Origin of the sequence: Aeribacillus sp. FSL K6-8210 (assembly GCF_037963925.1) — a bacterium.
GTDB classification, from domain to species: domain Bacteria; phylum Bacillota; class Bacilli; order Bacillales; family Aeribacillaceae; genus Aeribacillus; species Aeribacillus composti.
On the sequence record NZ_CP150172.1, the window covers coordinates 2,288,539 to 2,312,226 of the forward strand.

General features: G+C 39.1%; 27 protein-coding genes. All 27 read right to left on the reverse strand.

Annotated elements, in window-relative coordinates:
* Positions 1–6: 6 nt before the first annotated feature.
* Genes NSQ41_RS10900 through fliG form a run of 27 tightly spaced genes read right to left on the reverse strand, consistent with a single transcriptional unit; the run spans position 7 to position 23,681 of the window.
* A complete protein-coding gene (locus NSQ41_RS10900) occupies positions 7–777 on the reverse strand; it encodes a FliA/WhiG family RNA polymerase sigma factor (RefSeq protein ID WP_063386688.1) in 771 nt (256 codons plus the stop codon).
* Positions 778–812: 35 nt separating this feature from the next.
* Positions 813–1,310: a chemotaxis protein CheD gene (locus tag NSQ41_RS10905; RefSeq protein ID WP_063386687.1), complete on the reverse strand. Its 498-nt coding sequence runs from the start codon at positions 1,308–1,310 to the stop codon at positions 813–815.
* A gap of 4 nt (positions 1,311–1,314) precedes the next feature.
* Positions 1,315–1,941 carry a chemotaxis protein CheC gene (locus NSQ41_RS10910; protein WP_066246481.1) on the reverse strand — a complete coding sequence of 209 codons (627 nt, stop codon included), beginning with the start codon at positions 1,939–1,941 and terminating at the stop codon, positions 1,315–1,317.
* The gene (locus NSQ41_RS10915; protein ID WP_063386685.1) at positions 1,925–2,398 is read right to left on the reverse strand and encodes a chemotaxis protein CheW; all 474 of its coding nucleotides are present in this window, start codon (positions 2,396–2,398) and stop codon (positions 1,925–1,927) included. The genes NSQ41_RS10910 and NSQ41_RS10915 overlap by 17 nt, the downstream gene beginning before the upstream one ends.
* A gap of 25 nt (positions 2,399–2,423) precedes the next feature.
* Complete coding sequence (locus NSQ41_RS10920) at positions 2,424–4,484, reverse strand: chemotaxis protein CheA (RefSeq protein WP_063386684.1); 2,061 nt, start codon at positions 4,482–4,484, stop codon at positions 2,424–2,426.
* Positions 4,485–4,503: 19 nt separating this feature from the next.
* Entirely contained in the window at positions 4,504–5,556 is a 1,053-nt protein-coding gene (locus NSQ41_RS10925) for a chemotaxis response regulator protein-glutamate methylesterase (protein WP_063386683.1), read from the reverse strand.
* 5 nt (positions 5,557–5,561) lie between these two features.
* Positions 5,562–6,437 carry a MinD/ParA family protein gene (locus tag NSQ41_RS10930; protein WP_339196530.1) on the reverse strand — a complete coding sequence of 292 codons (876 nt, stop codon included), beginning with the start codon at positions 6,435–6,437 and terminating at the stop codon, positions 5,562–5,564.
* A 6-nt stretch (positions 6,438–6,443) separates the two neighbouring features.
* Positions 6,444–7,532, reverse strand: a complete 1,089-nt coding sequence (gene flhF / locus NSQ41_RS10935) for a flagellar biosynthesis protein FlhF (protein ID WP_339196533.1) — start codon at positions 7,530–7,532, stop codon at positions 6,444–6,446.
* Positions 7,532–9,565 (reverse strand): flagellar biosynthesis protein FlhA, encoded by a 2,034-nt coding sequence (gene flhA / locus NSQ41_RS10940; protein ID WP_066246489.1) that lies wholly within the window; start codon positions 9,563–9,565, stop codon positions 7,532–7,534. The genes flhF and flhA overlap by 1 nt, the downstream gene beginning before the upstream one ends.
* Positions 9,566–9,588: 23 nt before the next feature.
* Entirely contained in the window at positions 9,589–10,671 is a 1,083-nt protein-coding gene (gene flhB / locus NSQ41_RS10945) for a flagellar biosynthesis protein FlhB (protein ID WP_063386679.1), read from the reverse strand.
* On the reverse strand, positions 10,668–11,444 hold the full coding sequence (fliR, locus tag NSQ41_RS10950; RefSeq protein ID WP_066246491.1) for a flagellar biosynthetic protein FliR: 777 nt from the start codon (positions 11,442–11,444) through the stop codon (positions 10,668–10,670). Before fliR ends, flhB begins: the two co-directional genes overlap by 4 nt.
* A gap of 5 nt (positions 11,445–11,449) precedes the next feature.
* Positions 11,450–11,719: a flagellar biosynthesis protein FliQ gene (gene fliQ, locus NSQ41_RS10955; protein WP_063386677.1), complete on the reverse strand. Its 270-nt coding sequence runs from the start codon at positions 11,717–11,719 to the stop codon at positions 11,450–11,452.
* A gap of 17 nt (positions 11,720–11,736) precedes the next feature.
* The gene (gene fliP / locus NSQ41_RS10960) at positions 11,737–12,402 is read right to left on the reverse strand and encodes a flagellar type III secretion system pore protein FliP (RefSeq protein ID WP_063386676.1); all 666 of its coding nucleotides are present in this window, start codon (positions 12,400–12,402) and stop codon (positions 11,737–11,739) included.
* Complete coding sequence (locus NSQ41_RS10965) at positions 12,399–13,040, reverse strand: flagellar biosynthetic protein FliO (RefSeq protein WP_327856299.1); 642 nt, start codon at positions 13,038–13,040, stop codon at positions 12,399–12,401. The genes fliP and NSQ41_RS10965 overlap by 4 nt, the downstream gene beginning before the upstream one ends.
* 12 nt (positions 13,041–13,052) lie before the next feature.
* Complete coding sequence (locus NSQ41_RS10970) at positions 13,053–13,415, reverse strand: response regulator (protein ID WP_063386674.1); 363 nt, start codon at positions 13,413–13,415, stop codon at positions 13,053–13,055.
* 21 nt (positions 13,416–13,436) lie between these two features.
* Positions 13,437–14,516 (reverse strand): flagellar motor switch phosphatase FliY, encoded by a 1,080-nt coding sequence (gene fliY / locus NSQ41_RS10975; RefSeq protein ID WP_327856298.1) that lies wholly within the window; start codon positions 14,514–14,516, stop codon positions 13,437–13,439.
* The gene (fliM, locus tag NSQ41_RS10980) at positions 14,509–15,507 is read right to left on the reverse strand and encodes a flagellar motor switch protein FliM (RefSeq protein WP_063386672.1); all 999 of its coding nucleotides are present in this window, start codon (positions 15,505–15,507) and stop codon (positions 14,509–14,511) included. The genes fliY and fliM overlap by 8 nt, the downstream gene beginning before the upstream one ends.
* A gap of 33 nt (positions 15,508–15,540) precedes the next feature.
* The gene (fliL, locus tag NSQ41_RS10985; RefSeq protein ID WP_066246495.1) at positions 15,541–15,969 is read right to left on the reverse strand and encodes a flagellar basal body-associated protein FliL; all 429 of its coding nucleotides are present in this window, start codon (positions 15,967–15,969) and stop codon (positions 15,541–15,543) included.
* Positions 15,962–16,180 (reverse strand): flagellar FlbD family protein, encoded by a 219-nt coding sequence (locus NSQ41_RS10990; RefSeq protein ID WP_063386670.1) that lies wholly within the window; start codon positions 16,178–16,180, stop codon positions 15,962–15,964. The genes fliL and NSQ41_RS10990 overlap by 8 nt, the downstream gene beginning before the upstream one ends.
* Before the next feature lie 25 nt (positions 16,181–16,205).
* Positions 16,206–17,735 (reverse strand): flagellar hook-basal body complex protein, encoded by a 1,530-nt coding sequence (locus NSQ41_RS10995; protein WP_339209909.1) that lies wholly within the window; start codon positions 17,733–17,735, stop codon positions 16,206–16,208.
* Between the two features lie 35 nt (positions 17,736–17,770).
* Positions 17,771–18,214 (reverse strand): flagellar hook assembly protein FlgD, encoded by a 444-nt coding sequence (flgD, locus tag NSQ41_RS11000; RefSeq protein WP_063386668.1) that lies wholly within the window; start codon positions 18,212–18,214, stop codon positions 17,771–17,773.
* Positions 18,215–18,223: 9 nt separating this feature from the next.
* On the reverse strand, positions 18,224–19,495 hold the full coding sequence (locus NSQ41_RS11005) for a flagellar hook-length control protein FliK (RefSeq protein ID WP_339209912.1): 1,272 nt from the start codon (positions 19,493–19,495) through the stop codon (positions 18,224–18,226).
* A 44-nt stretch (positions 19,496–19,539) separates the two neighbouring features.
* Positions 19,540–20,163 (reverse strand): hypothetical protein, encoded by a 624-nt coding sequence (locus tag NSQ41_RS11010; RefSeq protein ID WP_339209914.1) that lies wholly within the window; start codon positions 20,161–20,163, stop codon positions 19,540–19,542.
* A gap of 9 nt (positions 20,164–20,172) precedes the next feature.
* Complete coding sequence (gene fliJ, locus NSQ41_RS11015) at positions 20,173–20,616, reverse strand: flagellar export protein FliJ (protein ID WP_339209916.1); 444 nt, start codon at positions 20,614–20,616, stop codon at positions 20,173–20,175.
* Positions 20,613–21,929, reverse strand: a complete 1,317-nt coding sequence (gene fliI, locus NSQ41_RS11020) for a flagellar protein export ATPase FliI (RefSeq protein WP_339209918.1) — start codon at positions 21,927–21,929, stop codon at positions 20,613–20,615. Before fliI ends, fliJ begins: the two co-directional genes overlap by 4 nt.
* A gap of 5 nt (positions 21,930–21,934) precedes the next feature.
* Positions 21,935–22,687: a flagellar assembly protein FliH gene (fliH, locus tag NSQ41_RS11025; RefSeq protein ID WP_311066232.1), complete on the reverse strand. Its 753-nt coding sequence runs from the start codon at positions 22,685–22,687 to the stop codon at positions 21,935–21,937.
* Entirely contained in the window at positions 22,680–23,681 is a 1,002-nt protein-coding gene (fliG, locus tag NSQ41_RS11030; protein WP_339209920.1) for a flagellar motor switch protein FliG, read from the reverse strand. The genes fliH and fliG overlap by 8 nt, the downstream gene beginning before the upstream one ends.
* Positions 23,682–23,688: the final 7 nt, after the last annotated feature.

The window sequence follows — 23,688 nt, forward strand, 5'->3', positions numbered from 1 at the left end:
TTCTTTTTAAGATAAAAGCTTAACGAGCGTTCCTTTTAATTTATATAATGCTTTCGAATGAATTTGCGAAATTCTCGAAGTGGACAAATTCAGCACGTTTCCTATCTCTGTTAATGTTAGCTCTTCTTTATAAAACAAGCTTAATACGAGCTGCTCCTTATCGTTTAATTGTGAGATCAATTTTGTTAAATGCTCAAATAATTCCTCTTTTAACAGATGCTCTTCCGGAGTTAATGTTTTATCATCCTTAAGGACAATATTCATCTGTTCCCCTTCTTCTTGGTCATGCAATTGTTCATCAATTGACAAGACATTGGCAAAAAAGTTTTCATTGACGACATGAACGACTTCTTCGGGTGTCATACCCAACTCTTCTGCAACTTCATTAGGCGTCACATTGCGATGATATTTTTGCTCCAATCGCTCAATGGCTGCTTCCACTTTTTTTGCTTTTTCCCGAAAACTTCTTGGAAGCCAATCTTCTTTCCTTAGTCCGTCAAGAATGGCTCCGCGTATGCGGAAGGATGCATACGTATCGAATTTTAAATCTCGTGTAGGGTCAAATTTTTCCAGTGCATCATATAATCCCATCAATCCAAAACTTATTAAATCATCTTTATCGACATTTTTTGGAAGACCCACTGAAATACGACTGACATGATAGCGGACAAGCGGCATATATTTTTTGACGAGCATGTTGCCCGCATCTTGATCACGGTGACGAAACCACTTGTCCCAGTACACCCTTTCATCATTCAGTGTCATCGATTGGACCATTGCCTTTTTCCTCCTTCTAAAATGTCAATCTCCGGCTATATTTGCTTCACTCCAAGATTGACGGTGCGAATCGTCAAAATGAATGAATTCGTATCAAATTCAATGGTTCTTCCATTTTTACCGCCAACATCTTCGCTAACGATAGGGATATTACTGCTCAACAAATGCTGTTTGACCGCTTCAACATTTCTCGGACCTATTCGCATGATTTTGGAAGATGGCCGATGCGGAAACATTTCAGCTCCTCCAGCTATTTTCGCTTTAAAAAACATGATGTTTCCTCCATAGTTTTTTAAAAGACGAATTAATTCTGTTACAGCCGTATCCGCATATTTTGCACAATTTAAAGGCTCCTTGTTTGAAAGCGAAGAATCAGGCAGCATTATATGAGCAAGTCCTGCCAATTTATTTACATCATCATAGATGACGAGTCCGACGCAAGATCCTAATCCAGTTGTTCGAATTTTCCACGGAGCTTTCACAACATTCATTTCCGAAATACCGACTTTTACAACATTTTCAAAATGCCCCATTTCACTAAACCTCTAATATGTCAAAAATTTTTTTATATGACTGTGAGTCGGGCAGAAAGAAAATATGCCCTCTTATTAATTCGGAATCTTGATGCCCTTCTTCTTTTATAACAGCATCGATGACAAGTGCTTCATCACTTTCAAGCGAAAGCTCGATCAGAGCATGACTGATAATCGCGCCGAACATATCACATTGGATGGCAGGAACGGACGGATTAACCATCAAATTGGTCATGTTCGATAAAACAGATAAATAGGATCCAATCAGGATGTTGCCGAGCTCCTGCAAAACAGAGCATTCCATTTCTTTCATAGTTGAAGCATCCTGAAGAACATAATCATTCATTAATGCTTTTGCATATTTTTTAGCCTGCGGGATCGGCAAAATGAAAAACATCGATCCAGTTATATCCTCTTGAATGCGGATGTATACAGCCGTAACCTCTGTTTCCGCACCGCCTGCTAAATCCATCACATCGTTAAAAGAGGCGACATAAACGTTCGGAACTTTCATTTCAATTTTTTTATTAAGAAGCTGGGACAGACTCGTTGCGGCATTTCCCGCTCCGATATTGGCAATTTCCTTTAATATATCGATCCTTTTGTTTGATAAATCAAACAACTTGCTCATGCTCTATTACCCTCTGATTTTCTTTGCTCAGCACTTTTTCAAGGTCAAGGAGCATAATCAGCCGTTTATCCAATTTTGTAATTCCTTTTATAAACTCGGTTTCTACTTGTTCGATGACGCTTGGAGCAGGTTCAATACTGTCTTCAGATATATCGACGACATCATTGGCAGAATCAACAATCAATCCAACTTCCATTTCATTTTGAACAGCTATAATCACTCTCGTCTGATCTGTTATTTCTTTTTCCGGCATATTCAATCTTTTTCTTAAATCTATGATCGGAGTGACAACACCGCGCAAATTGATGACTCCTTTTATATAGTCAGCTGTTTTCGGAACGCGGGTGATATGGTCAACTTTTTCAATCGATTTCACATTTTGTACAAAAACCCCGTATTCTTTGTCTTGCAGCTGAAAAACTATGACCTTCTGTTCATTAAATACACTATTTGCCATTCTCATCTTCCCCTTCCATCAAGCATTACTGGATTAATGCATTACAATCAACGATCAATGCAACTTGACCGTCTCCTAAAATTGTGGCACCTGAGATGGCGAATACATTTGTCAAATATTGTCCTAACGATTTCAAAACAATCTCTTGCTGACCGATGAAGGAATCGACAACTAAACCAGCCATTTTATCTCCTTTTTTGACAACGACGATTGAAACATAATCTTGGTCATCCTCGGCGTCCACTTCAAAAATTTCTTTTAAAAACACTAGAGGTACAATTTTTCCGCGATAATCAATCACCTTGTTTTGATGTGTCTGTAAAATATCTTCTTTTTTAATAACAAGGGATTCAATGATAGACGAAATCGGAATACCGTATTTTTCATTTCCAACTTCAATGAGCATGGCGGAAATAATCGTTAATGTCAGCGGGAGCTGGATCGAGAATAAAGATCCTTTTCCTTCTTCCGACTCAATGGTGATGCTTCCTCCGAGCGATTCGATTGTATTTTTCACTACATCAAGCCCTACACCCCGTCCAGAGACATCTGAAATTTTTTCAGCCGTTGAAAAGCCTGATGCGAAAATGAGTTCATGAATTTGTTTTTCCGTTAATGTTTCGCTTGCCTCTTTTGTAACGATTCCCCGCTCAATAGCTTTTTGCAATACCTTTTTCTGATTGATTCCTGCACCGTCATCTTCGATTTCGATAAAGACATGATTTCCGCTGTGATATGCGCTGAGCCGCAGCGTTCCTTCTTCTTTTTTGCCATATTTCAGGCGGGTTTCAGGCGTTTCAATCCCATGGTCGATCGCATTTCGGATTAGATGCACAAGCGGATCGCCAATTTCATCAATGACGGTCCGATCCAATTCGGTTTCAGCGCCAGTGACAACTAAATTGATTTTTTTATTTAAATCGCGGGCGAGATTTCTCACCATTCTCGGGAAGCGGTTAAAAACGGTTTCGATTGGGATCATGCGCATATTTAAAATAATGTTTTGCAAATCAGCTGAAACTCTGGACATTTTCTCAACCGTTTCTTTCAGCTCCGAGTGATTTAATTCTTTTGATATTTGCTCTAAACGCCCTTTGTCGATGACTAATTCTTCAAACAAGTTCATTAAAATATCGAGGCGCTCAATGTTGACGCGGATCGTCTTTTGCTGGTTTTTCTTCTGTTTTTGGCTAGTGTCTTTCGAGCTGTCCTTCTGCTGACGGCTTTGCTTGCTGGAAACAGTAGTTTGTTTGCTAGCAGCAGTTTGTTGGCTGGCATTAGATTGTATGCTGGAAACAGACTGCTGTACTCTTTCAGTACTTGGCTTTTCTACATTCACTTTTTCAACTAGTACTTCTTCAACCTCTGAAATTTTCAATAGGCTGTTCCGGATAAAGTCCTTATCTTCCTTCGTAATGTAGGCAACCGAAAAATTGTTGTCAAACTTTTCTTCTTCGAGTAAATCAACAGAAGGCGATGATTTGACCACTTCCCCGTGCTTCTCAAGCAATTCAAAAACCATAAATGCTCTCGCTGCTTTTAAGATGCAGTCTTCTCGAAGCCGAATGTTGATTTCGTATACTTGAAATCCTTGTTCAATTGATTGAAGAATGACCGTCCTGTCATATTCATCAAACTTCAGTTTTTTCACATCCTGCACTTGTTCTCTTGATGTTTCATTTTCAGCTGTCTCATCTTCAATTTGTTCTCCGCTTTCAATCGCTTGCAGTTTTTTCACAATGGCCGAAACATCTTTTTTGCCGTCTCCTCCATCCGCAATCGATAAAACAATTTCCTCCAAATTCTCCAATGCTTCAAAAAGGACATCCATAATTTCAGGCGTTACTTCTAATTTTTGATTGCGAATGGCGTCAAACACATTTTCTATTTTATGTGTTAAATCGGCTAAATCTTCAAACCCCATCGTTGCGCCCATTCCTTTTAATGTATGGGCGGAGCGAAAAATTTCGTTCACAATTCCTAAATCATCCGGATTTTGTTCAAGCTCCAAAAGCTTTTCGTTGCACGACTGCAAATGTTCTTTACTTTCTTCAATAAAAATGTCCAAATATTGATTCATTTCCATGGCAGCACACTCCTTGGATTTAGATCAGCTTTTGAATTAAATACGGAATTTCCATTAAATCTTCCACGTAATCAACCACATTCGCTTGGATGGCGGATTTTGGCATCCCAAATATAATGGAGGTTTTTTCGGACTGTGCGATCCCTGTCGCATCTGTCCTTTCTTTTAATGCTTTCAATCCTTTTGTCCCGTCAGAACCCATTCCCGTTAAAATACAAGCAATCGTTTGATAATATTTTAAATTCGATAAAGATTCAAACAGTACATCTACTGAAGGTCTGTGCCCTCTCTTTTTTTCCGATTGATCCAGTTCAATGAATAAATTCCCTTGTTTTTCTATTACTTTCATATGGCTGCCTCCAGGCGCTATGTATGCTACCCCATTTCTGACGATTTCTTGATGCTCGCCTTCCTTTACTTCGATGTTTGACATTTCATTTAATCGTTCAGCCAACGATTTTGTAAATCCTGGCGGCATATGCTGTACGATGAAAATCGGCGAATTCAGGTTTTTCGGGAAGCATGGAACGATTTTTTGAAGGGTGCTCGGTCCGCCAGTAGAAGTTCCAATGGCAATTAAAGATTTTTTTCGCTGTCGATGGCTCTTTTCTTTCATCATCTCCTTTCGAGGAAATGTGTCGATCTCTTTTTTTAACATCTGAACTTTTTCTTTTGCCCGTTTTGCTGCTAGAACTTTTGCAATTAATTCTTCTTTCACTTTAAATATGTCAAGAGATATGGAGCCGGAAGGTTTCGGGATAAAATCAAACGCTCCGAAAGCTAAAGATTTTATCGTGTTTTCGGCTCCTTCTTTCGTCGAACTTGAAAGCATAATGACTGGTCTTGGAAACTTGTCCATGATAATCTGCAAAGTATCAAGCCCGTTTAAAACCGGCATTTCAATATCTAACGTCACAACATCAGGATCAAGCTCTGCGATCTTTTCAATTCCTTCTTTTCCATTTTTAGCTGTGCCAATCACATCGATGGAAGGACTCTCTAAAAGCAAATCGGAAATCAACTTTCTCATAAATGCCGAATCATCAATAACCAAAACCTTTACACGACTCAAAAACATCACCTACTTGAAAACAAAGATCTAAGAGAATGAATAAATCCTTTTCTTTTTATTTTACCATTTAAGTACATCTCTGTTATATTTTCTAGTGCTTTCGATATAGGAGCATTCGGAAAACGCAAAATAAACGGAATTTGTTCCATGACTGATTTCTGCACATGATCATCCTCCGGCAAACTGCCGAGCAAATCAATTGTTTTATGTAAAAAACGCTCTGCAGTGGTTCTAATTTTTTCCCATGTTTCTTTCGCTTCAATGTTTTTCTTGAATCGATTGACAACTACTTTCATCACCTTTTCTTGATCGAACTGGTGAATGAGCTTTATCGCACTGTAGGCGTCCATAATCGATGTCGGTTCAGGCGTCGTAATGACGATAATTTCGTCCACTGCAAGCAAAAATTTCAAGCTGTCTTTCGAAATTCCTGCCCCCATATCAAATAAGATGGTGTCGTATTTCTCTATTATTCTTTCAAGCTCGTAAAGAAAAAATTGAAACTCTGCTTCATCGATTGTGACAATATTGGAAAGGCTCATTCCTCCTGACAAATACTGCAAATTTAAAGGACCTTTTTTGATAATTTGTTCAATTCCAATGCGGTTTTTCAGCAAATCGACAATTGATCTTTCTTGATACTGCTGTCCAAGCAAAAGATCGATGTTTGCCATCCCAATATCGCAATCTACCAGCAGTACACGGTCGTTTCGTTTTTTGATCAAGTTTAAAGCGAAATTTAAAACGAAATTCGATTTGCCGACTCCCCCTTTTCCGCTAATCACAGCCACTGTTTTTGCATGACGGTTAGGCGGAGAGTCTTTTATCACCGAATATTTGTTTTGTTGAACAATCTTTCTGAGTTGTTCTGCTTGATCCATATCCTGCTACCCCATTAAATATTGAATAAAAGTTTCATGATCCAGCTTATGAATGTCGTCTGGAACATCTTGACCGTCAGTCATATATCCGGCACCAATCTTTGTTTTGTAGACGATGTTATACATAGCTCCATAAGAGGAGGTTTCGTCATGTTTAGTAAAAATAAATTGATGAATCGGCAAATGAGAAAATTGGTTATAAACTTTTTCCATATCTTCAAATTTTGAAGTTAAAGAAAATACTAAAAATGTTTCCATTTCATCCTGAAAGTCAATGGTTTCGCTTAAATCTTGCACATATTGCTGCTCAAGGAAGTTCCGGCCCGCTGTGTCAATAAAAACGATGTCGCAGTCATTCAGCTTCTTTTTCCCTTCCTGAAAATCAAATGAGTTATAACAAACTTCAAGCGGGGCATTTAAAATTTCGGCATATGTTTTTAATTGATCGATCGCAGCAATTCGATAAGTGTCCGTCGTAAGAAATCCGATTTTTTTCTTGTAATTTATTTTGCAGATTGCGGCAAGCTTTGCCAATGTCGTCGTTTTTCCAACACCGGTTGGTCCTACAACATTCACAAATTTTTTTGAAAAAGTAATGCCGTGAAAAGGAATGTCCGAAATTCTCTTTTTTAACTCTTTCTTCAATTGAAATTCCAGTTGTTCGTTTGTCAGCTTTTTTTGATGAATCAAATACGTTTCCAGTATAGATGCGATCACATCCTGTTTAATCGGTTGCAGCAAACCTAACGAATCGATTTTTTGTTCGATCTCTTTTAGGTCAGGATGAATAACAGTACTGTTTACGGACATGGATTGAACGAGATCCTTCAGTTTTTTTATTTCATTCAATACAGGAGCCATCTCTAATTGCTGGTCCGTTTGATGTTCTATTTTTTCATTTTGGGACCCGCTGATCATTTCATCTTCTTCGTCAATGCCCGCCACCACTTCAATCATTTTTTTCTTAAACATTCCTAGAAATCCACCAGTATAGACGACTTTCGAATTGAGGATGACAGCATTTTGACCGAGTTGGCTGCGAATCGTCTTCATCGCCTCTTGCATAGTATGGGCTTTGAATTTTCTAATCTTCATTAAATATTCACCACTCCGACACTTTGTACTTCAATGTTTGATTCAAGTTCGTTGTATGACAATACGGGTACATCAGGCAAATATCGCTCGATCAGCTGCCGTGCATACATTCTGACAGAAGGCGAGCAGAGCAAGATTGGCGTTTGCTCTTCCATTGCCAGCTGTTCCACATTTTTGGCAATGGCTTCGACAATCCTTTGTGATACATGCGGCTCCAATGACAAAAAGGTTCCTCGTTCTGTTTGCTGCACGCCATCGGCAATGGCTTTTTCTACTTGAGCGGAGAGAGTAATGACTTTCAATGTCTCCCCTTCTTTTGCATACTGGCTTGTAATTTGTTTTGCCAGCGACTGTCTTACATATTCAGCTAAAATTTCCGGATCTGTTGTAAATTTGGCATAGTCAGCTAATGTTTCAAAAATAACCGGCAAATTTCGAATAGAAATTTTTTCTTTAAGCAGTTTCGCCAAAACTTTTTGAATATCTCCTATAGAAAGTGGATTCGGCGTAACTTCTTCCACTAATATCGGGTATGTTTCTTTTAAATGATCGACAAGCTGTTTTGTTTCGTGTCGTCCAAGCAATTCATGAGCATGCCTCCGGATCGTTTCCGTAATGTGAGTAGAAACAACGCTAGGAGGATCGACGACCGTATATCCTGCCAATTCAGCTTGTTCTTTTAAATGTTCGCTGATCCATTTTGCAGGAAGTCCAAACGAAGGCTCAATTGTGTCAATCCCTTCAATCGAATCATTATCCATTCCTGGCGCCATCGCCAAATAATGATCGAGCATAATTTCACCTTTCGCCGCTTCGTTTCCTTTAATTTTTAATCTGTATTCATTCGGCTTTAATTGGATATTATCCCGTATTCGGACGACAGGAATGACAAGGCCCAATTCTACGGCAAGCTGCCTTCTGATCATTACGATCCGATCCAACAGGTCTCCCCCTTGTCCGCTATCAGCAAGAGGAATTAAACCATATCCGAATTCAAATTCAATTGGATCCATCGATAAAAGATTCATCACTTGCTCCGGACTTTTCGCTTCGTTCATTTCCACTTCTTCTTCAACAATCTCTTCGTCTTTTTCAATTTGTTTCTTCGTACGATTCATCGCAAATGCTAAGAAAGCAAACATGAGAGCGATCGGAGTTGTTACGATCGGACCAATCGGAGTAACAATACCTAAAATAAAGATGATTCCTGCGGTAACATACAGCAGCTTTGGAAATGCTAAAAGCTGGTTCGTAATGTCTTGTCCTAAATTTCCGTCAGAAGCAGCTCTCGTGACAACAATCCCTGTTGCCGTTGAGATTAATAAAGCTGGAATTTGGCTGACTAATCCATCTCCAACTGTAAGAAGCGTGAATTTTGAAACAGCTTCTTGAAAAGAAAGCCCCTGCTGGATCATGCCGATGATAATTCCGAAAATAATATTGATCAGCACAATTATGACACCAGCAATCGCATCTCCTTTTACAAATTTGCTTGCTCCGTCCATTGCGCCATAAAAATCTGCTTCTCTTGCAATCGTTTCTCTCCGTTTTTTTGCCTCGTCTTCCGAGATGATTCCCGCATTCAAGTCTGCATCAATACTCATCTGCTTACCGGGCATGGCATCAAGCGTAAAGCGGGCTGCCACTTCTGCTACCCGTTCAGATCCTTTTGTAATGACAACAAATTGAATAATAACTAAAATGATAAATACGACAAAACCAACAAGGATATTTCCACCGACAACAAAAGTTCCAAACGTTTCCACGACTGTTCCCGCTTCTCCATTAGCTAAAATCGAACGCGTTGTGGAAACGTTTAAGCCGAGTCGATATAACGTTAACAAAAGCAAAAGAGAAGGAAAGATTGAAAATTGTAAAGGCTTTTCAATGTTCATGGATGTAAGGAGGACGAGCAAGGCAAGAGATATATTAATGATAATCAATATGCTCAGCAGCCATGAAGGCAGCGGGATGATAAGCATGGCAACAATTAAAATGACAGCTACTATAACCGATAAATCTCTTGCTGACATGATACTTCCTCCTAGCAAAATTGTTACACTTTTTGTTTTTGACGATAAACATAAGCTAAAATTTCAGCCACAGCCTTAAAAAATTGTTCAGGAATCATCTCGCCAATTTCCACTTGGTCATACAAGGAACGAGCGAGCTGCCTGTTTTCGACTGTTATGATTTCATGGGCTTTGGCAATTTGCTTGATCTTTTGCGCGACAAAATCTGTTCCTTTTGCAACTACGACAGGTGCATCGTGTTCCTTTTCATCATACTTTAAGGCAACTGCATAATGAGTAGGGTTCGTAATGACGACATCAGCTTTCGGAATTTCCTGCATCATCCTTCTCATCGCCATTTCCCTTTGTTTCTGTTTAATTCTCGATCTAATTAACGGGTCGCCTTCCATTTTTTTGTACTCATCTTTTACTTCCTGCTTAGACATGCGAATGTTTTTTTCGAAATCCCATCTTTGATACAAGTAATCTAGCAATGCGATGAACAAAAGCGCACCTGAAGCATATAGTCCTATCTGCACCGCCAGCTTTGAAATTGAAGCAAAAGCTCGTTCAAGCGGCATTTGCGGAAGTCGCAAAATCTCCTGCCAATTGAAATAAATATACGCAAAGGTTACCCCGCCGATAAAGAAAACTTTTAAGATCGATTTCAAAAGCTCGACAATTGCCCGAATGGAATATATGCGTTTAAATCCTTCAATCGGATTCAGTTTATTTAATTTCATTTTCAACGGTTCAGTTGTAAAAAGAAATCCAACTTGAATATAATTACTGAAAACCCCAGCAACGAAGGCTGCTATCATGAATGGAGCGGTAATTTGAGCGCCTTCCAATACATATTTATTAAAGATTGAATGCACATTTTCTTCTGTGATATCCGTCAACAAATAATCTTCAAAAGTAGAATGGAACATGTTTAAAATATTATCAATCACCGTTTTCCCGAAAAACAGCAATGACAGAAAAACTAAAAACATGGTGATGGCTGTGTTCAAATCGGGACTCTTGGCAACCTGCCCTTTTTTCCTGACATCCTGCCGCTTTCTCGGAGTCGCTTTTTCCGTTTTTTCTCCGGCAAAATATTGCAAATCTAACGGTAAATAATTCATGCGCCATCACCTAATAAATTCATTAAGGTTCTCATCACATCGAACATGTATTGGAAAAGCCCCTGAATCAGCATAAATATAATGCCTAAAACGAGCACCATCATCAGAAAGCTGACGCCAATTTTAATGGCAAACCCAATGACAAATACATTCATTTGCGGAACTGTCCGGGCAACAATCCCTAGAGCAAGGTCAACTAAAAAGAGCGAAGCGACTATCGGAAGCGCCATTTGAAATGCTACGAGAAACATTTTGCTGAACGCCTTCAAAACTTGTTCGGCAACAGCTCCATCAGAAATCGGAATAAAATATTGATCCGGAGGGATTACTTGAAAACTGTATACAATCCCGTTAATCAGCATATGGTGCCCGTTTAGGCTCAGCATGAGCAATAGGGCAAAAGAATAAAGAAATTGTCCAATTAACGGCGTTTGAACTCCTGTCTGCGGATCAATAATATTCGCGATGATAAACCCCATTTGAAAATCGATTAAGCTTCCTGCAATGTGGACAGCTGACATGATGATATATGCGATCAGACCAATGAATAGTCCGATTAAAACTTCTTTTATTATCAGCGGGTAGAAATTCGCATCTAAGTCAACCTTTCCCTCATCGATCGTCATGACGATGATAAGGGAAAGGAAAAAAGACATGCCAATTTTAAACCGCATCGGAATATTCCGATATGAAAATAATGGAAGCGTTGCAATAAAAGCTGTTATTCTTGTAAACACAAGCAAAAAAAGCGGATAATACTCCAGCATCATCATTCAACTCATCCAACAAATTGATTGAGATTGCTGAAAATATTATGTGTATACGACAAAATGACAGATAGCATCCATGGGCCAAAAATAATCAATCCGACCAAAACAGCCACAATTTTTGGTATGAACGCCAATGTCTGTTCCTGTATTTGTGTCGTTGCTTGAAAGATGCTGACAATTAAGCCGACAACAAGCGATATTAAAAGAAGTGGCCCACTGATCATTAAAGTTGTATAAACCGCTTTTTCTGCTATGGAAAGGATCATTTCGGTACTCATTGGCTCACCTACTTATTTTAAAAACTTTGCAGCAATGATTTGACAACTAAGTACCAGCCGTCCACGAGCACAAACAGCAATATTTTAAAAGGCAATGATATCATGACAGGAGGAAGCATCATCATTCCCATTGACATGAGGACACTTGATACAACCATGTCAATGATTAAAAAAGGAATAAAGATCATAAAACCTATTTGAAACGCTGTTTTTAATTCGCTGATGGCAAATGCAGGCACTAAAGCCACGAGCGGAATATCGTCAATCGTCTCAGGATTTTCAATATTGGCGTAATTTAAAAACAAAGCTAAATCTTTTTGTCTCGTATGTTTGCTCATAAATTCCTTTATCGGCTTTTCCGCCTGTTCATACGCTTCCTCAATGGTTATTTCATTGTTGAACAAAGGATTCAAAGCTTTTTCATGTATTTCTTGAAAAGTCGGTCCCATTATAAAAAAGGTTAAAAAAAGTGCAAGGCCGATGAGCACTTGGTTGGGCGGCATTTGCTGGGTAGCAAGCGAAGTTCGCACAAACGATAACACGATGACGATGCGCGTAAAGCAAGTCATTAAAATCAATATCCCTGGTGCAATTGACAAAACGGTGAGCAGAAGCAAAAGCTTCACAGTCGTCGCAACATTTTCCGGATCATTTTGATTAAAATAGCTAAAAAACTCACTCATTTTTTTGATCCTTTCTGCCGAAGACGCTGCATCTGTTCACGTCTTTCTTTTAATAGTGATTCCAGCTCTTTTTTGAAGGAGGTCTTCTCGCTACCCTTTTGTTTATGATTATTTAGAATGAAGCGCATCATATTTTGTTCAAAAGCATTGTTGCCGGGCTCTTTCTGCATGTCGATAATTTTCTTATATTCCTCTTCATCATTAATTTCTTGTAATAGTTCAATCGTATCCCCGACGCCAACGATTAGAATGCGATTCCCCACCTTCACCAGCTGGATGGACTTGTTTTGTCCTAAGGAAATGCCGCCGAGATTTTGTAAGTATTTAGTTTCTTGCGGAAGCTTCATTTTTTTGTTTAAAAATTTTAATAAAAAGATTAAGAGACCTAAAACAAGAATAAGTGTAAAAATCATTTTCAAAACATCGAATACTGATAAGGAGGTGCTGTTGCCACCATCTTCAACCAATTCGTTCGTCGCTTTCTCTTCTTTTTTTTCATCCTGTTGATCGGATGTCTGCTGTTTTAAATATTCCTCAACGGTGGGATTTTTCGCGGCTGCATGCACAAAATCGGCGTTTGTTGGAACATAAAAAAACAACAGCCATAAACAGCACAAATATGTAATACATCGTTTCAATGCAAATGCTCCTTATCCCAATGTCTTTTGAATAGCTTCCAGTACACGATCGGCCTGAAAAGGTTTCACAATAAAATCTTTGGCACCAGCTTGAATAGCATCGATTACCATTGCCTGCTGTCCCATCGCTGAACACATGACAACTTTTGCATTTGGATTAATTTTGCGTATTTCCTTTAAAGCAGTGATGCCATCCATTTCAGGCATTGTAATATCCATCGTGACTAAATCAGGCTGCAATTCTTTAAATTTTTCGACTGCCTGCGCACCATCTGCAGCCTCTCCTACTACTTCATATCCATTTTTTGTCAATATATCTTTGATCATCATTCTCATAAATGCTGCATCATCAACGACTAAAATCCTTTTTGACATTTTGCTCCTCACTCCTATCAACTATTTTAGATTCATTATCCGATCTGCTTGACTCATGATATCCGTTACGCGAACACCGAAATTTTCGTCGATGACAACTACTTCACCTTTTGCTACCTTTTTGCTGTTTATGAATATGTCGACTGGCTCCCCGGCCAGCTTATCAAGCTCGATAATGGATCCTTTAGACAATTCCAAAATTTGTTTGATGGATCTTTTTGTTCTTCCAAGCTCAACCGTTACATTTAAAGGAATGTCGAGCAGCAGCTCCAAATTGTGCGTGTCTACAGATTGATTCGTTTGTTCATCAAATGTCGCAAATTCAACAGGTTTAACTTCAACAGGCTGAGCTTTTTCCTTCTCGCTTTTTTCTATATGCAGCTGTTGATTTTCTCGCGCTTCTTCAGGTTCTGTTTGCACGTTATTTGATGCCTCTTTACTTGCTTTATTCATTAATTCAACAACGAGCTGTTTAGCAAAATCAAGGGGTAAGAGCTGCATAATATTCGAATCAATTAAATTGCCGACAGTTAATCGGAAGGATACCTTCACAAGCAGTTCATCATCAGGAATAGCGTCGGTTCCTTCCCCTTCTTTAACATTCAATAATTCGAGGCGAGGCGGTGAAATATCTATTTTTTTATTTAAAACGGTTGACATTGATGTGGAAGCAGATCCCATCATTTGATTCATCGCTTCCTGGACAGCACTTAATTGAATTTCCCCCAATTCGTCCGGGTTGGAACCATCCCCGCCAATCATTAAATCAGCAATGACAGCAGCATCGCTTTGTTTAATTACAAGCAGATTGCTGCCGGACAGCCCTTCTGTAAAAACTACTTCTATTGCTACGTATGGATGTGGAAACTCCTTTGCCAGTTCTTGCTTATTAATAATCGACACGCTCGGAGTAGTGATTTCTACTTTTTGATTAAGCAAGGATGATAAAGCTGTAGCAGAACTGCCAAAAGAAATATTTCCTATCTCCCCAATCGTATCTTTTTCAATTTCATTCAATAGATTGTCAGTTTCAGTTGATTCTTGATTTCCCCCTTTTAATAGAGAATCGATTTCCTCTTGTGACAACATGTTATCAGTCATCAGCTTCGTCACCTCTCTCTATGTGGCCTAATATTTGAACGGCCAGTTTCTTGTTCTTTTTGCCAGGCTGTCCAAAAAATTTAGGGACGTCACCTACTTTAATCACCAACGGGTCGCTGGTCGATTGATCAAGACGGATCATATCCCCCACTCGCATTTCAAGAAACTCTTGAACTGTCACAACGGACGTCCCTAATTCTGCAACCACCGGAACTTCTGCAAGCTTTATCCGGTTTTTGATTACTTCCGTTTCCACTGAGTTTTGGGCTTTCCTTTCCGATTGCATCCAATAATGGACGGAAAGCTTTGGAATAATTGGTTCCAACACAACATGGGGAATACAAAGGTTTATCATTCCGCTCGCTTCTCCCACTTGTGTATTAAGGGAAATAACAACAACTGTGTCATTTGGAGATACCATTTGCAAAAATTGCGGATTTACCTCAAATTCCTGCATGCAAGGCTCAATGTCCAAAATGGTACTCCAAGCTTCACGGTAATGCTCCAAAGTTTTTTCGAAAATGGATGCAATAATTTTCATTTCAATTTCTGTTAATTGTTCAATCTTATTCATGGAAGCCCCGAAACCGCCCATTAACCGATCCATCATTGCGTACGCAATATTTGGGTTCACTTCCATAATAATTCTTCCATCAAGTGTCCCAAGTTCAAAAACATTTAAAACTGTCATTTTCGGAATGGAACGGACAAACTCTTCATAGGGCAGCTGGTCTACAGACGTGACGGTTATTTGGACATATGTCCGCAATTGCGCAGCAAAATACGTCGTTAAAAGCCTTGCGAAATTTTCATGCACTCGAGTAATGCTGCGAATTTGATCTTTTGAAAAACGAAGAGCACGTTTAAAATCGTAAACTTTTATTTTCTTTGCTTCTTCTTCTTTCTTTAATTCATCAACATTCATTTCACCGGTCGTTAATGCAGATAATAGCGCATCAATTTCACTTTGCGATAAAATTTCATTTGACATAATGAGAACATCACCTCCTTATCCCTTTTTTGTCTATTGAAGGATAAAGGAAGTCGTGTACACTTGTTTCACTTCTCCTTCTTGTAAAAGCGCATCGACCTTCTTTTTAATCGTATCTTTAAAGCGGTCCATTCCAGCTTGCCCTTCCAAATCTTTTGCTTCCATATTTGCCAGTTCGGTTATAATAATATCTTTTATTTGAAATTCTCTCTTTTCTAATTCTTCTCTCGCTTTTTTGTCAGATGCTTCAATTTTGAAAGAAAGTCTTACAATATTTTTACTTTTTAAGTTTGTCGTAATTTCAGGAACATCAAATGACGATTCCACCACCTCGTCGATGGAGCGGTTTTTCGCTTCTACCGGATCCTTCGTAAAAAATTCCATGACGACAAACGTAGTCAGTGCAGCAATTCCAACGGTTGAAATGACGATTAATAATGCAGTTATAAATTTTTTACTCATTTTCTTGTCCCCCGAAATAGAAAGCTTTCCCAAAACCAAATTGTTTATAAAGCTCATTGATTTTTGTTACTACTTCCGTCTGTGAATCTTTTACTATATATTTTTTGCCGGATATTAACGTAATAGTCGTATCAGGAAACGATTCAATCCGTTCGATTAACAACACATTCAGATAAAAAGCTTCGCCATTCAGTTTTGTTAATTTGATCACGTTTCAAGCTCCCCCGTTCTTCCTATTAACGTTTTAAGCCAAGGAGCTCCTGCAAAATTTCGTCAGAAGTTGTGATGATTTTCGTATTTGATTGAAAACCTCTTTGTGCCACAATCATTTCCGTAAATTCTTCCGCCAAGTCCACATTGGACATTTCTAGCGAGCTTGTAATTAGCGAGCCTGCACCATCTTCTCCAGGAACAGATAACTCATTAAGCTCCAATCCGTTTCCGTTTTTATCCAAGAATCCAGAGTTTTGCGTCTCGATAAACAAATTGCTTCCCACTTTTTCCAAACCTTCTGGATTCGGGAAATTAGCGATGCGAATTTGGCCTGCCACTTTCAACTGTCCGTTGCTATCTGTAAATGTGATTTTACCGTCCGCCCCTATACTGAATGTTTTTGCCGACAGCGGAATTTGAATCAGGCCTGGTTCACCGCTTAAAGAATTCGTCCACTGCGGTTCTCTTAAACTTTCAGCAAGATTTTCATATTTGATAACAGCTTGTTCGATATTGTTTAGTGAAACTTTGTAGCTTTCAATCGTTCCGATCAATTTTGACATTTGATCTAGAGTAGCTGTATCAACGCTTGATTCCAATTCAACGTCAGCTTGCGGATCGTTTGGATAATCATTTCCAACTTCAAGCTGTCCAATTGCATTTGTAATGGTAGTTAAAATATCAGTATAAGGTGGTGTATCATTGAACACATCTATCGAGTCATTTAATAGATTGATCGCTGTATCAAATTGATCGCTGATATTGTTAAATCCGGACGCATTCGTCACCGAATTATTGAACTCATCCCATACTTCCCCGAGTGCATTATAAGCATTTTGCATCGCTGTATACCAAGAAGATGGATTTTCTTTCCCATTTTTCTCCCATAACTCGACTGATTCGTTGTAAGCCTCATAGGCTTCCATCAGCGCATTGGCTTTTTTGCCGATATCGTTCAAAGATTCATACATATTTTTATAAGGAGTATTAAAAGATGTAATTTGCTGCAGCGCAGCGTTTGCTTTATCAATCCCAGCCTGTGTCGGCGGGGTTTTTTCGCCTGTTTCGCCGATCAAATAATACCCTTCACCTGTCACAATATAGCCATTGGCATCCAAGTAAAAGTTCCCAGCGCGGGTATAGGCAAGGTTTACGGCATTATTGATGGATCCAAGAATTTTGTTGTCCCCGTATTGACCGGCATAATCAATATTCACTCTTGATAAATCGGTGATCGTCCCAACAGGAAAGAATCCGTCTCCAGATATGGCCACATCTAAAACTCTTCCAGTCGATTGAGTTGGTCCAGATGTATGAACAGTGTCGATTGTTCCGATTGCCGCACCCAATCCTACCTGTGCAGGATTTATACCTCCTCGTCCATTTACAGCGGCGCTTGCGCCTGAAATTTGCTGGTTGACTAATTCTTTAAAAGTGACACGTCCTTTTTTGAAGCCGTACGTGTTGACATTCGCGATATTGTTGCCAATGACATCCAATTTCAATTGAAAATTTTTCATTCCGCTAATACCAGAATACATGGAACGCAACATATGAACCTCTCCCTTTCTTTAAAATGTTAATATTATTATCCTTCCTGATCAGATGAATCGTTTTCTCCAGCTTCGGATACTTTCGTAATACTTGAGCTTTCCACTTCATCGCCGTTGGCAAGCGCAATGATGACTGTATCTCCATTCATCCGCACGCTTTTGACAATGCTCTGCTTTTGCTCACCTTCTTTTGAGTATTCTACCGATTTGCCGATGAGCTGCGAATATTTGATGAGTGCATCCGATTTTAAAAAGGCTTCAAGCGATTTATTCATGTTTGTTATTTGTTCCAATGTTGAGAAATTCGCCATTTGAGCAATAAACTCTTTATCTTCCATTGGATTTAGCGGATCCTGATATTGCAATTGGGTAATCAATAACTTCAAAAAATCATCTTTTCCAAGAGTTGACTTAGCTTCCCTTGCTTTGTTTTCTGTATAGGTCGATAACAAATAGCTGTCGATGGAAATTCCGCTCATAAGAACCTCCTATATAATGGCATTTACATACTCTTTTAATTTTTCCATAAAAGTTTGGTCGTTCTGCTGTTCATTTTGGTGCTTTTCTTGATCTTCCCCTGTATGTTGTTGCGAATTGCCACGTCCTCTTTTTTCTTGAAAGAAATAATGCTCTTCGTCAAAAATATCAAAGCGGTCAATTTGCAATGTTATATTCGGCAGCGAATGCTTTAACTGCTGAATACTATGCTCTAACAATTCTTTCGCTGATTGAGTCGATGTCTTAATTTTGGCGCTCATTTGGTCGCCATCTTTTATTAATTGAATGGTAATGGTCCCTAAATGCTCCGGAGTGAGCCGTATCGTCAATTTTTGTGCGCCATTGGGAAGCTGGCCAAATCGACTTGTTTTTATTACGTCTTTTAACTTTTGAAAAAATTCCTCTTGGACGTCTATACTCAGTTCAGAATCAATTTGCGAAGCCGGATTTTCTGAGCCAAATTTGTTTATGTATGAAGTAAGAGTCAACTCAAACGTATCCTTCGTTTGGCTCGTTAGGAAATTTCCAACACTTTTTTGTTCTGCACGGCTCTCTTGTTGAACAAACTCCATTAGAGGATGCGTTCTTGCCAATATTTCCTCACGCTGCACAAATGGTTTCTTATTCGTGTCTATTTGTTGTATAAAATGAAGCGGCTCTGATGTTTCTAGATCATTAGGCAATATGTCAGCTATGGTAGCACTGTGATTCTCATATCGTCCAATCCGAACAGCTGTTAAAATATTTTGAAGCATCGTGCTGCCTAGATCGCCATACTTTCTAGTAATGGTTTCAAAAACTTCGAGCATTCGAATAAACTCGTTCGGCTCATTTCGCTGCAAATAAGCTAAAATAGCAGTGATTTGCTGAAAAAGTACAGTTTTTTCCGGACTTTGCTCCGTATGATCAACATTCAGTTCCATATTGCTCGCAAATGTCAATTCCAACTTTTCAGAAGAAGGTTGGCTGACAGAAGATAAACTGCTGTCTTCTCTCTCCTGTTTGTCTTGAGCGTCTGTTTCCTGATCGTGCAAAATGTCAAGAGAGAGCCAATTTTTGATCGCATTTTTCAACTCTTCTAAGATAGTTGTTTCGATTTCTAATTTTTGCGGTTCATTTCCTTTCACCTGATCGGCTGGCTTCATGTTCACAAGCTGATCAAAAAACGTTTGAAAAGTTGACTCTTCCTTTTTTTCTTCTCCGTTTGTTGATGGTATGTTTCGCGTGTTCAATTGGAAAAACTGCAATTTAATGGCATCCATTTGTTCACCTCCTGTAATATGATCAGAATGTTCATGTAAGTTATTTATTGAGCAGCTGCCTCTTCAGTTGCTGATGGTACAGATTCGGCTGCTGGTTGTTCAGATTGAGCTGCTGCTTGCTCGGATAACAGCTTCGTATATTTGGCAGCGTCTTGGGGAGTCATTTTTTCCAAAATTCTAGCAAGCACGGCTTTTTTTAAAGATGATAGTATGCTCATTGCTTCATCATCAGAAAGCTCTGTAATGATGGCAGCTGCTTTTTTACTTGACATTTCTCCATATACTTTCGCAATATCAACGGCTTGTTGTTGATTTTTTTGCGGATTGGTTTGAGCTGCGTTTTCCAATGAGTTGATTTGCTGTGTCAACTCTTGTATTTCTTCATCCTTGCTTTTCAGCTGTTCTTGCAGCTGATTGATTGTGCTTTCCTGCTCTTCAATCTTTTGCTTGAGCTCTTCTTGCTCTTTTTCCAGCTGCTCGTTCAGCCTTTCAAGATTTTCCTGCTTCTGACCTCCTTGCGCTAAGTCCGAAATAATCGGAATATTTTGGGCCGGCAGGATGCCGAGAAAAAACATGATGATTACGGCGACAAGCCCAAGACTAAAAAGTGATAAAAATATGGTCAAAAAAGTTTTTAAACCGCCTCGTTTCTTTTCTTTTTTCGCCATCATTTCCACCTAATTTCTATGAAACGAATATGTAATGATTGATATTTCATCCATCATTTTTCCTTCTTCTCGTTTCCTTAGCTCCATAAATTTCTTGTAATCTTTTTCTTTTATTTTTTCATATTGCTTTACTTCTATATGTTTTTGCATCAAAATCGACTGTTTTTCATTCATTGCATTACGAGAATAAATGACAAGTTGCTGGTAATGCTCAATTGTTCTTTCCAAATTTTGAACAAACTGTTGATACTGCTTAATTTCTTGAACGGACATCCCTTTGTTCAATTTTTCTTCTTGAAGCTTTACGAACTCCTCTTTTTGTTTTAAAAATGTATACAGCTTTGTTGCAACTTTTTTAAAATTTTCAACGGAATCTTCATATTCTTTTGATGATTTTCGTTTCTCATTTTCCTTTACATCCAATATTTTTTGGTAGCGGAAATGGTATGTCATGTCTTGTCACCTTCTTCAAGTAGCGAAATTAATTGCTGTACGCTTTCCTCAAATGTTATTTTTTCATTCATATGCTGCTGAAGAAATCCGTTTATTTTCGGATAATAATCCATTGCTTGATCCATTTCTTTTGAAGAGCCTCTTTTATATGCGCCGATCTTAATTAAATCTTCTGACTCGGTATATGTAGAGTACAATGCTTTCAGTTTGTTCGCAGCTTCGAGATGCGCCGGTTCGGCAATATGGTTCATAAGGCGGCTGACGCTTTTTAAAATATTAATTGCAGGAAAATGTCCTCTATTCGCCAACTCGCGATCGAGCACAATATGCCCGTCCAAAATTCCTCTCACAGTATCCGCTATCGGCTCGTTCATATCATCGCCATCAACTAAGACAGTATAAATGGCTGTGATCGAACCCTTTTCATTATTTCCTGTTCTTTCTAAAAGTCGAGGAAGCATGGCGAACACTGAAGGGGTGTATCCTTTTGTCGTCGGCGGTTCCCCAACTGCCAGTCCAATTTCCCTTTGCGCAATCGCTACTCTCGTGACTGAATCCATCATAAACATGACATTATATCCTTTATCTCGAAAATATTCTGCAATCGCCGTTGCAGAATAGGCAGCTTTAATTCTCATTAAAGCCGGCTGATCGGAGGTTGCCGCCACAATAATCGTCCGCTTTAGCCCTTCTTCCCCTAAATCTCTCTCAATAAATTCTCGAACTTCTCTTCCCCTTTCACCTATTAAGGCAATCACATTTATATCTGCTCCTGAGCTTCTTGCGATCATTCCGAGCAAAGTACTTTTTCCAACGCCGCTTCCTGCAAAAATACCTACCCGCTGACCTTTCCCAATCGTTAAAAAACCGTCAATTGCTTTCACACCCACTTCAATTTTTTTAGTGATCGGCGGCCGGGTTAACGGGTTCGGCGGCTCATTCTCAGACAGAATAGTCGTTAAACCTTTTGGAAGATTGGATCCGTCCATTGGATGACCAAATGCATCTAATACTTTTCCGATCAGGCTGATTCCCGATTTTATTTTCAGGGGCGAGCCTGTTGCTTCCACGACACAGCCAGGTGCAATTTGGTTGACCTTTGTAAATGGCATTAATAGAATATTTTCTTCTTTGAATCCGACAACTTCTGCCAGCGTTTTTTCATTTTTTCCTACATGTACATAGCAAACATCACCGATGGAGCATTCAGGTCCGCGTGATTCAATCATGAGTCCGACTACTTTTTTCACTTTTCCATATCTCTTATAAGAGTCCAGCCGATCTATATGGTCGATCAATTGAGCTACTTTCAATCGCTTCAATCCTCCCTGACAAGATTTAACAGCTTGCTTTTTAATTGCTCCAGCTGTGTATCAATGCTCGCATCAATTTTTCCAAATGGCGATTCCACACAAATTCCGTTTTCGGGCAAATTTACATCTGGAAAAATATAGAGCTCTGTTTTGGTTGTAAATAGTTCCATTAATTCTTCTTTTTGTTCAAGCATAAATTCATATTTGTCAGGGTGAACGTATATTTTGACTTCTGGATATTCCTTTACTTCACAAATCACTTCGCGAACCAATCCAGTAAACAGTTCAGGCTCTCGCTTTAGGTTGGCTGCAATAATTTTTTCCGCTACTTTTACAGCAATTTCAATAATGGTTTCCTCGGAAGCTTCTATTTTTTTCTCATAATCTTTTTTGGAAAGCTGGACTACCTGTCTGGCAGATTCAATCACATTTTCATACTCTTGAAGTCCATCTTTTTTCCCTTTTTCAAAACCGTCTTGATACCCTTCTTTTCTTGCTTCTTCTATTAGGCGCGCCTTTTCTTCCTGCCAAGCTTCCCTTTCTTTTTCGATCTCCTTAAGCAATCGCGTTTTTTCTTCTTCAGCTTTTTCTAAAATTTTCTCTGCTTCCAAATGGGCTGCCTCAAGGAACTGTGAACGCTGTGTGTTCTCTTTTTGATCGGAAGCGGCGAACTCTTCCTGAATTTGGATCGTTCTGATCGTCAATTTGTGCGGCTTGTGCAATGACCAAGCATGGCCGGATTTTATGACTCTAGACAATGATTTCATCTCCTTGTCCTCGAGCGATCACAATTTCGCCAGCATCCTCTAATTTTCTTATCACTTCAACAATTCTTGATTGCGCTTCTTCTACATCACGAAGCCGAACAGGACCCATGTAATTCATTTCCTCCTTGAATGTTTCCGCCATTCTAGTTGACATATTTTTAAAGACAATTTCTTTCACTTCATCCGACGCAACCTTTAACGCCAACATGAGATCATTATTATCCACTTCGCGAATGACGCGCTGAATGGCGCGGTTATCCAAGGTAACAATATCTTCAAATACAAACATCCGCTTTTTGATTTCTTCGGCAAGCTCGGGGTCCTGCACTTCTAGTGCTTCCAGTATCGTTCGTTCTGTCGAGCGGTCGACACCGTTTAACACTTCCACTACTGTTTCGATTCCACCCGTTTCTGTGAAATCTTCCGTTACAGTAGAAGAAAGTTTCTTCTCTAAAACTTGTTCAACTTCATTAATTACTTCAGGGGATGTGCGGTCCATAATGGCGATTCTTCTTGCAATATCCGCTTGAACTTCCTGAGGCAAGCTCGATAAAATTTGTCCCGACTGCTTGGCATCCAGATAGGACAAAACTAAAGCGATCGTTTGCGGATGCTCGTTTTGTATAAAGTTTAAAATTTGAGCCGGATCTGCTTTTCTAACAAAATCAAACGGCCGTACTTGAAGAGAAGATGTCAGCCTTCTGATTATTTCACTTGCCTTTTCCCCTCCTAATGCTTTCTCAAGCACCTCTTTCGCATATTGGATCCCCCCTTGGGCAATATAATCTTGCGCAAGGGCGATTTGATGAAACTCTTCGATCACTTCTTCTTTTTTTTGCGAATCCACTTTCCGTACACTCGATATTTCTAATGTAAGCTTTTCAATTTCTTCTTCCGTGAGGTGTTTATAAACGGAAGCAGAAGCTTCCGGACCTAAGGAGATCAATAAAATAGCAGCCTTTTGCCTACCGTTTAACTTTTTCATATGTCAT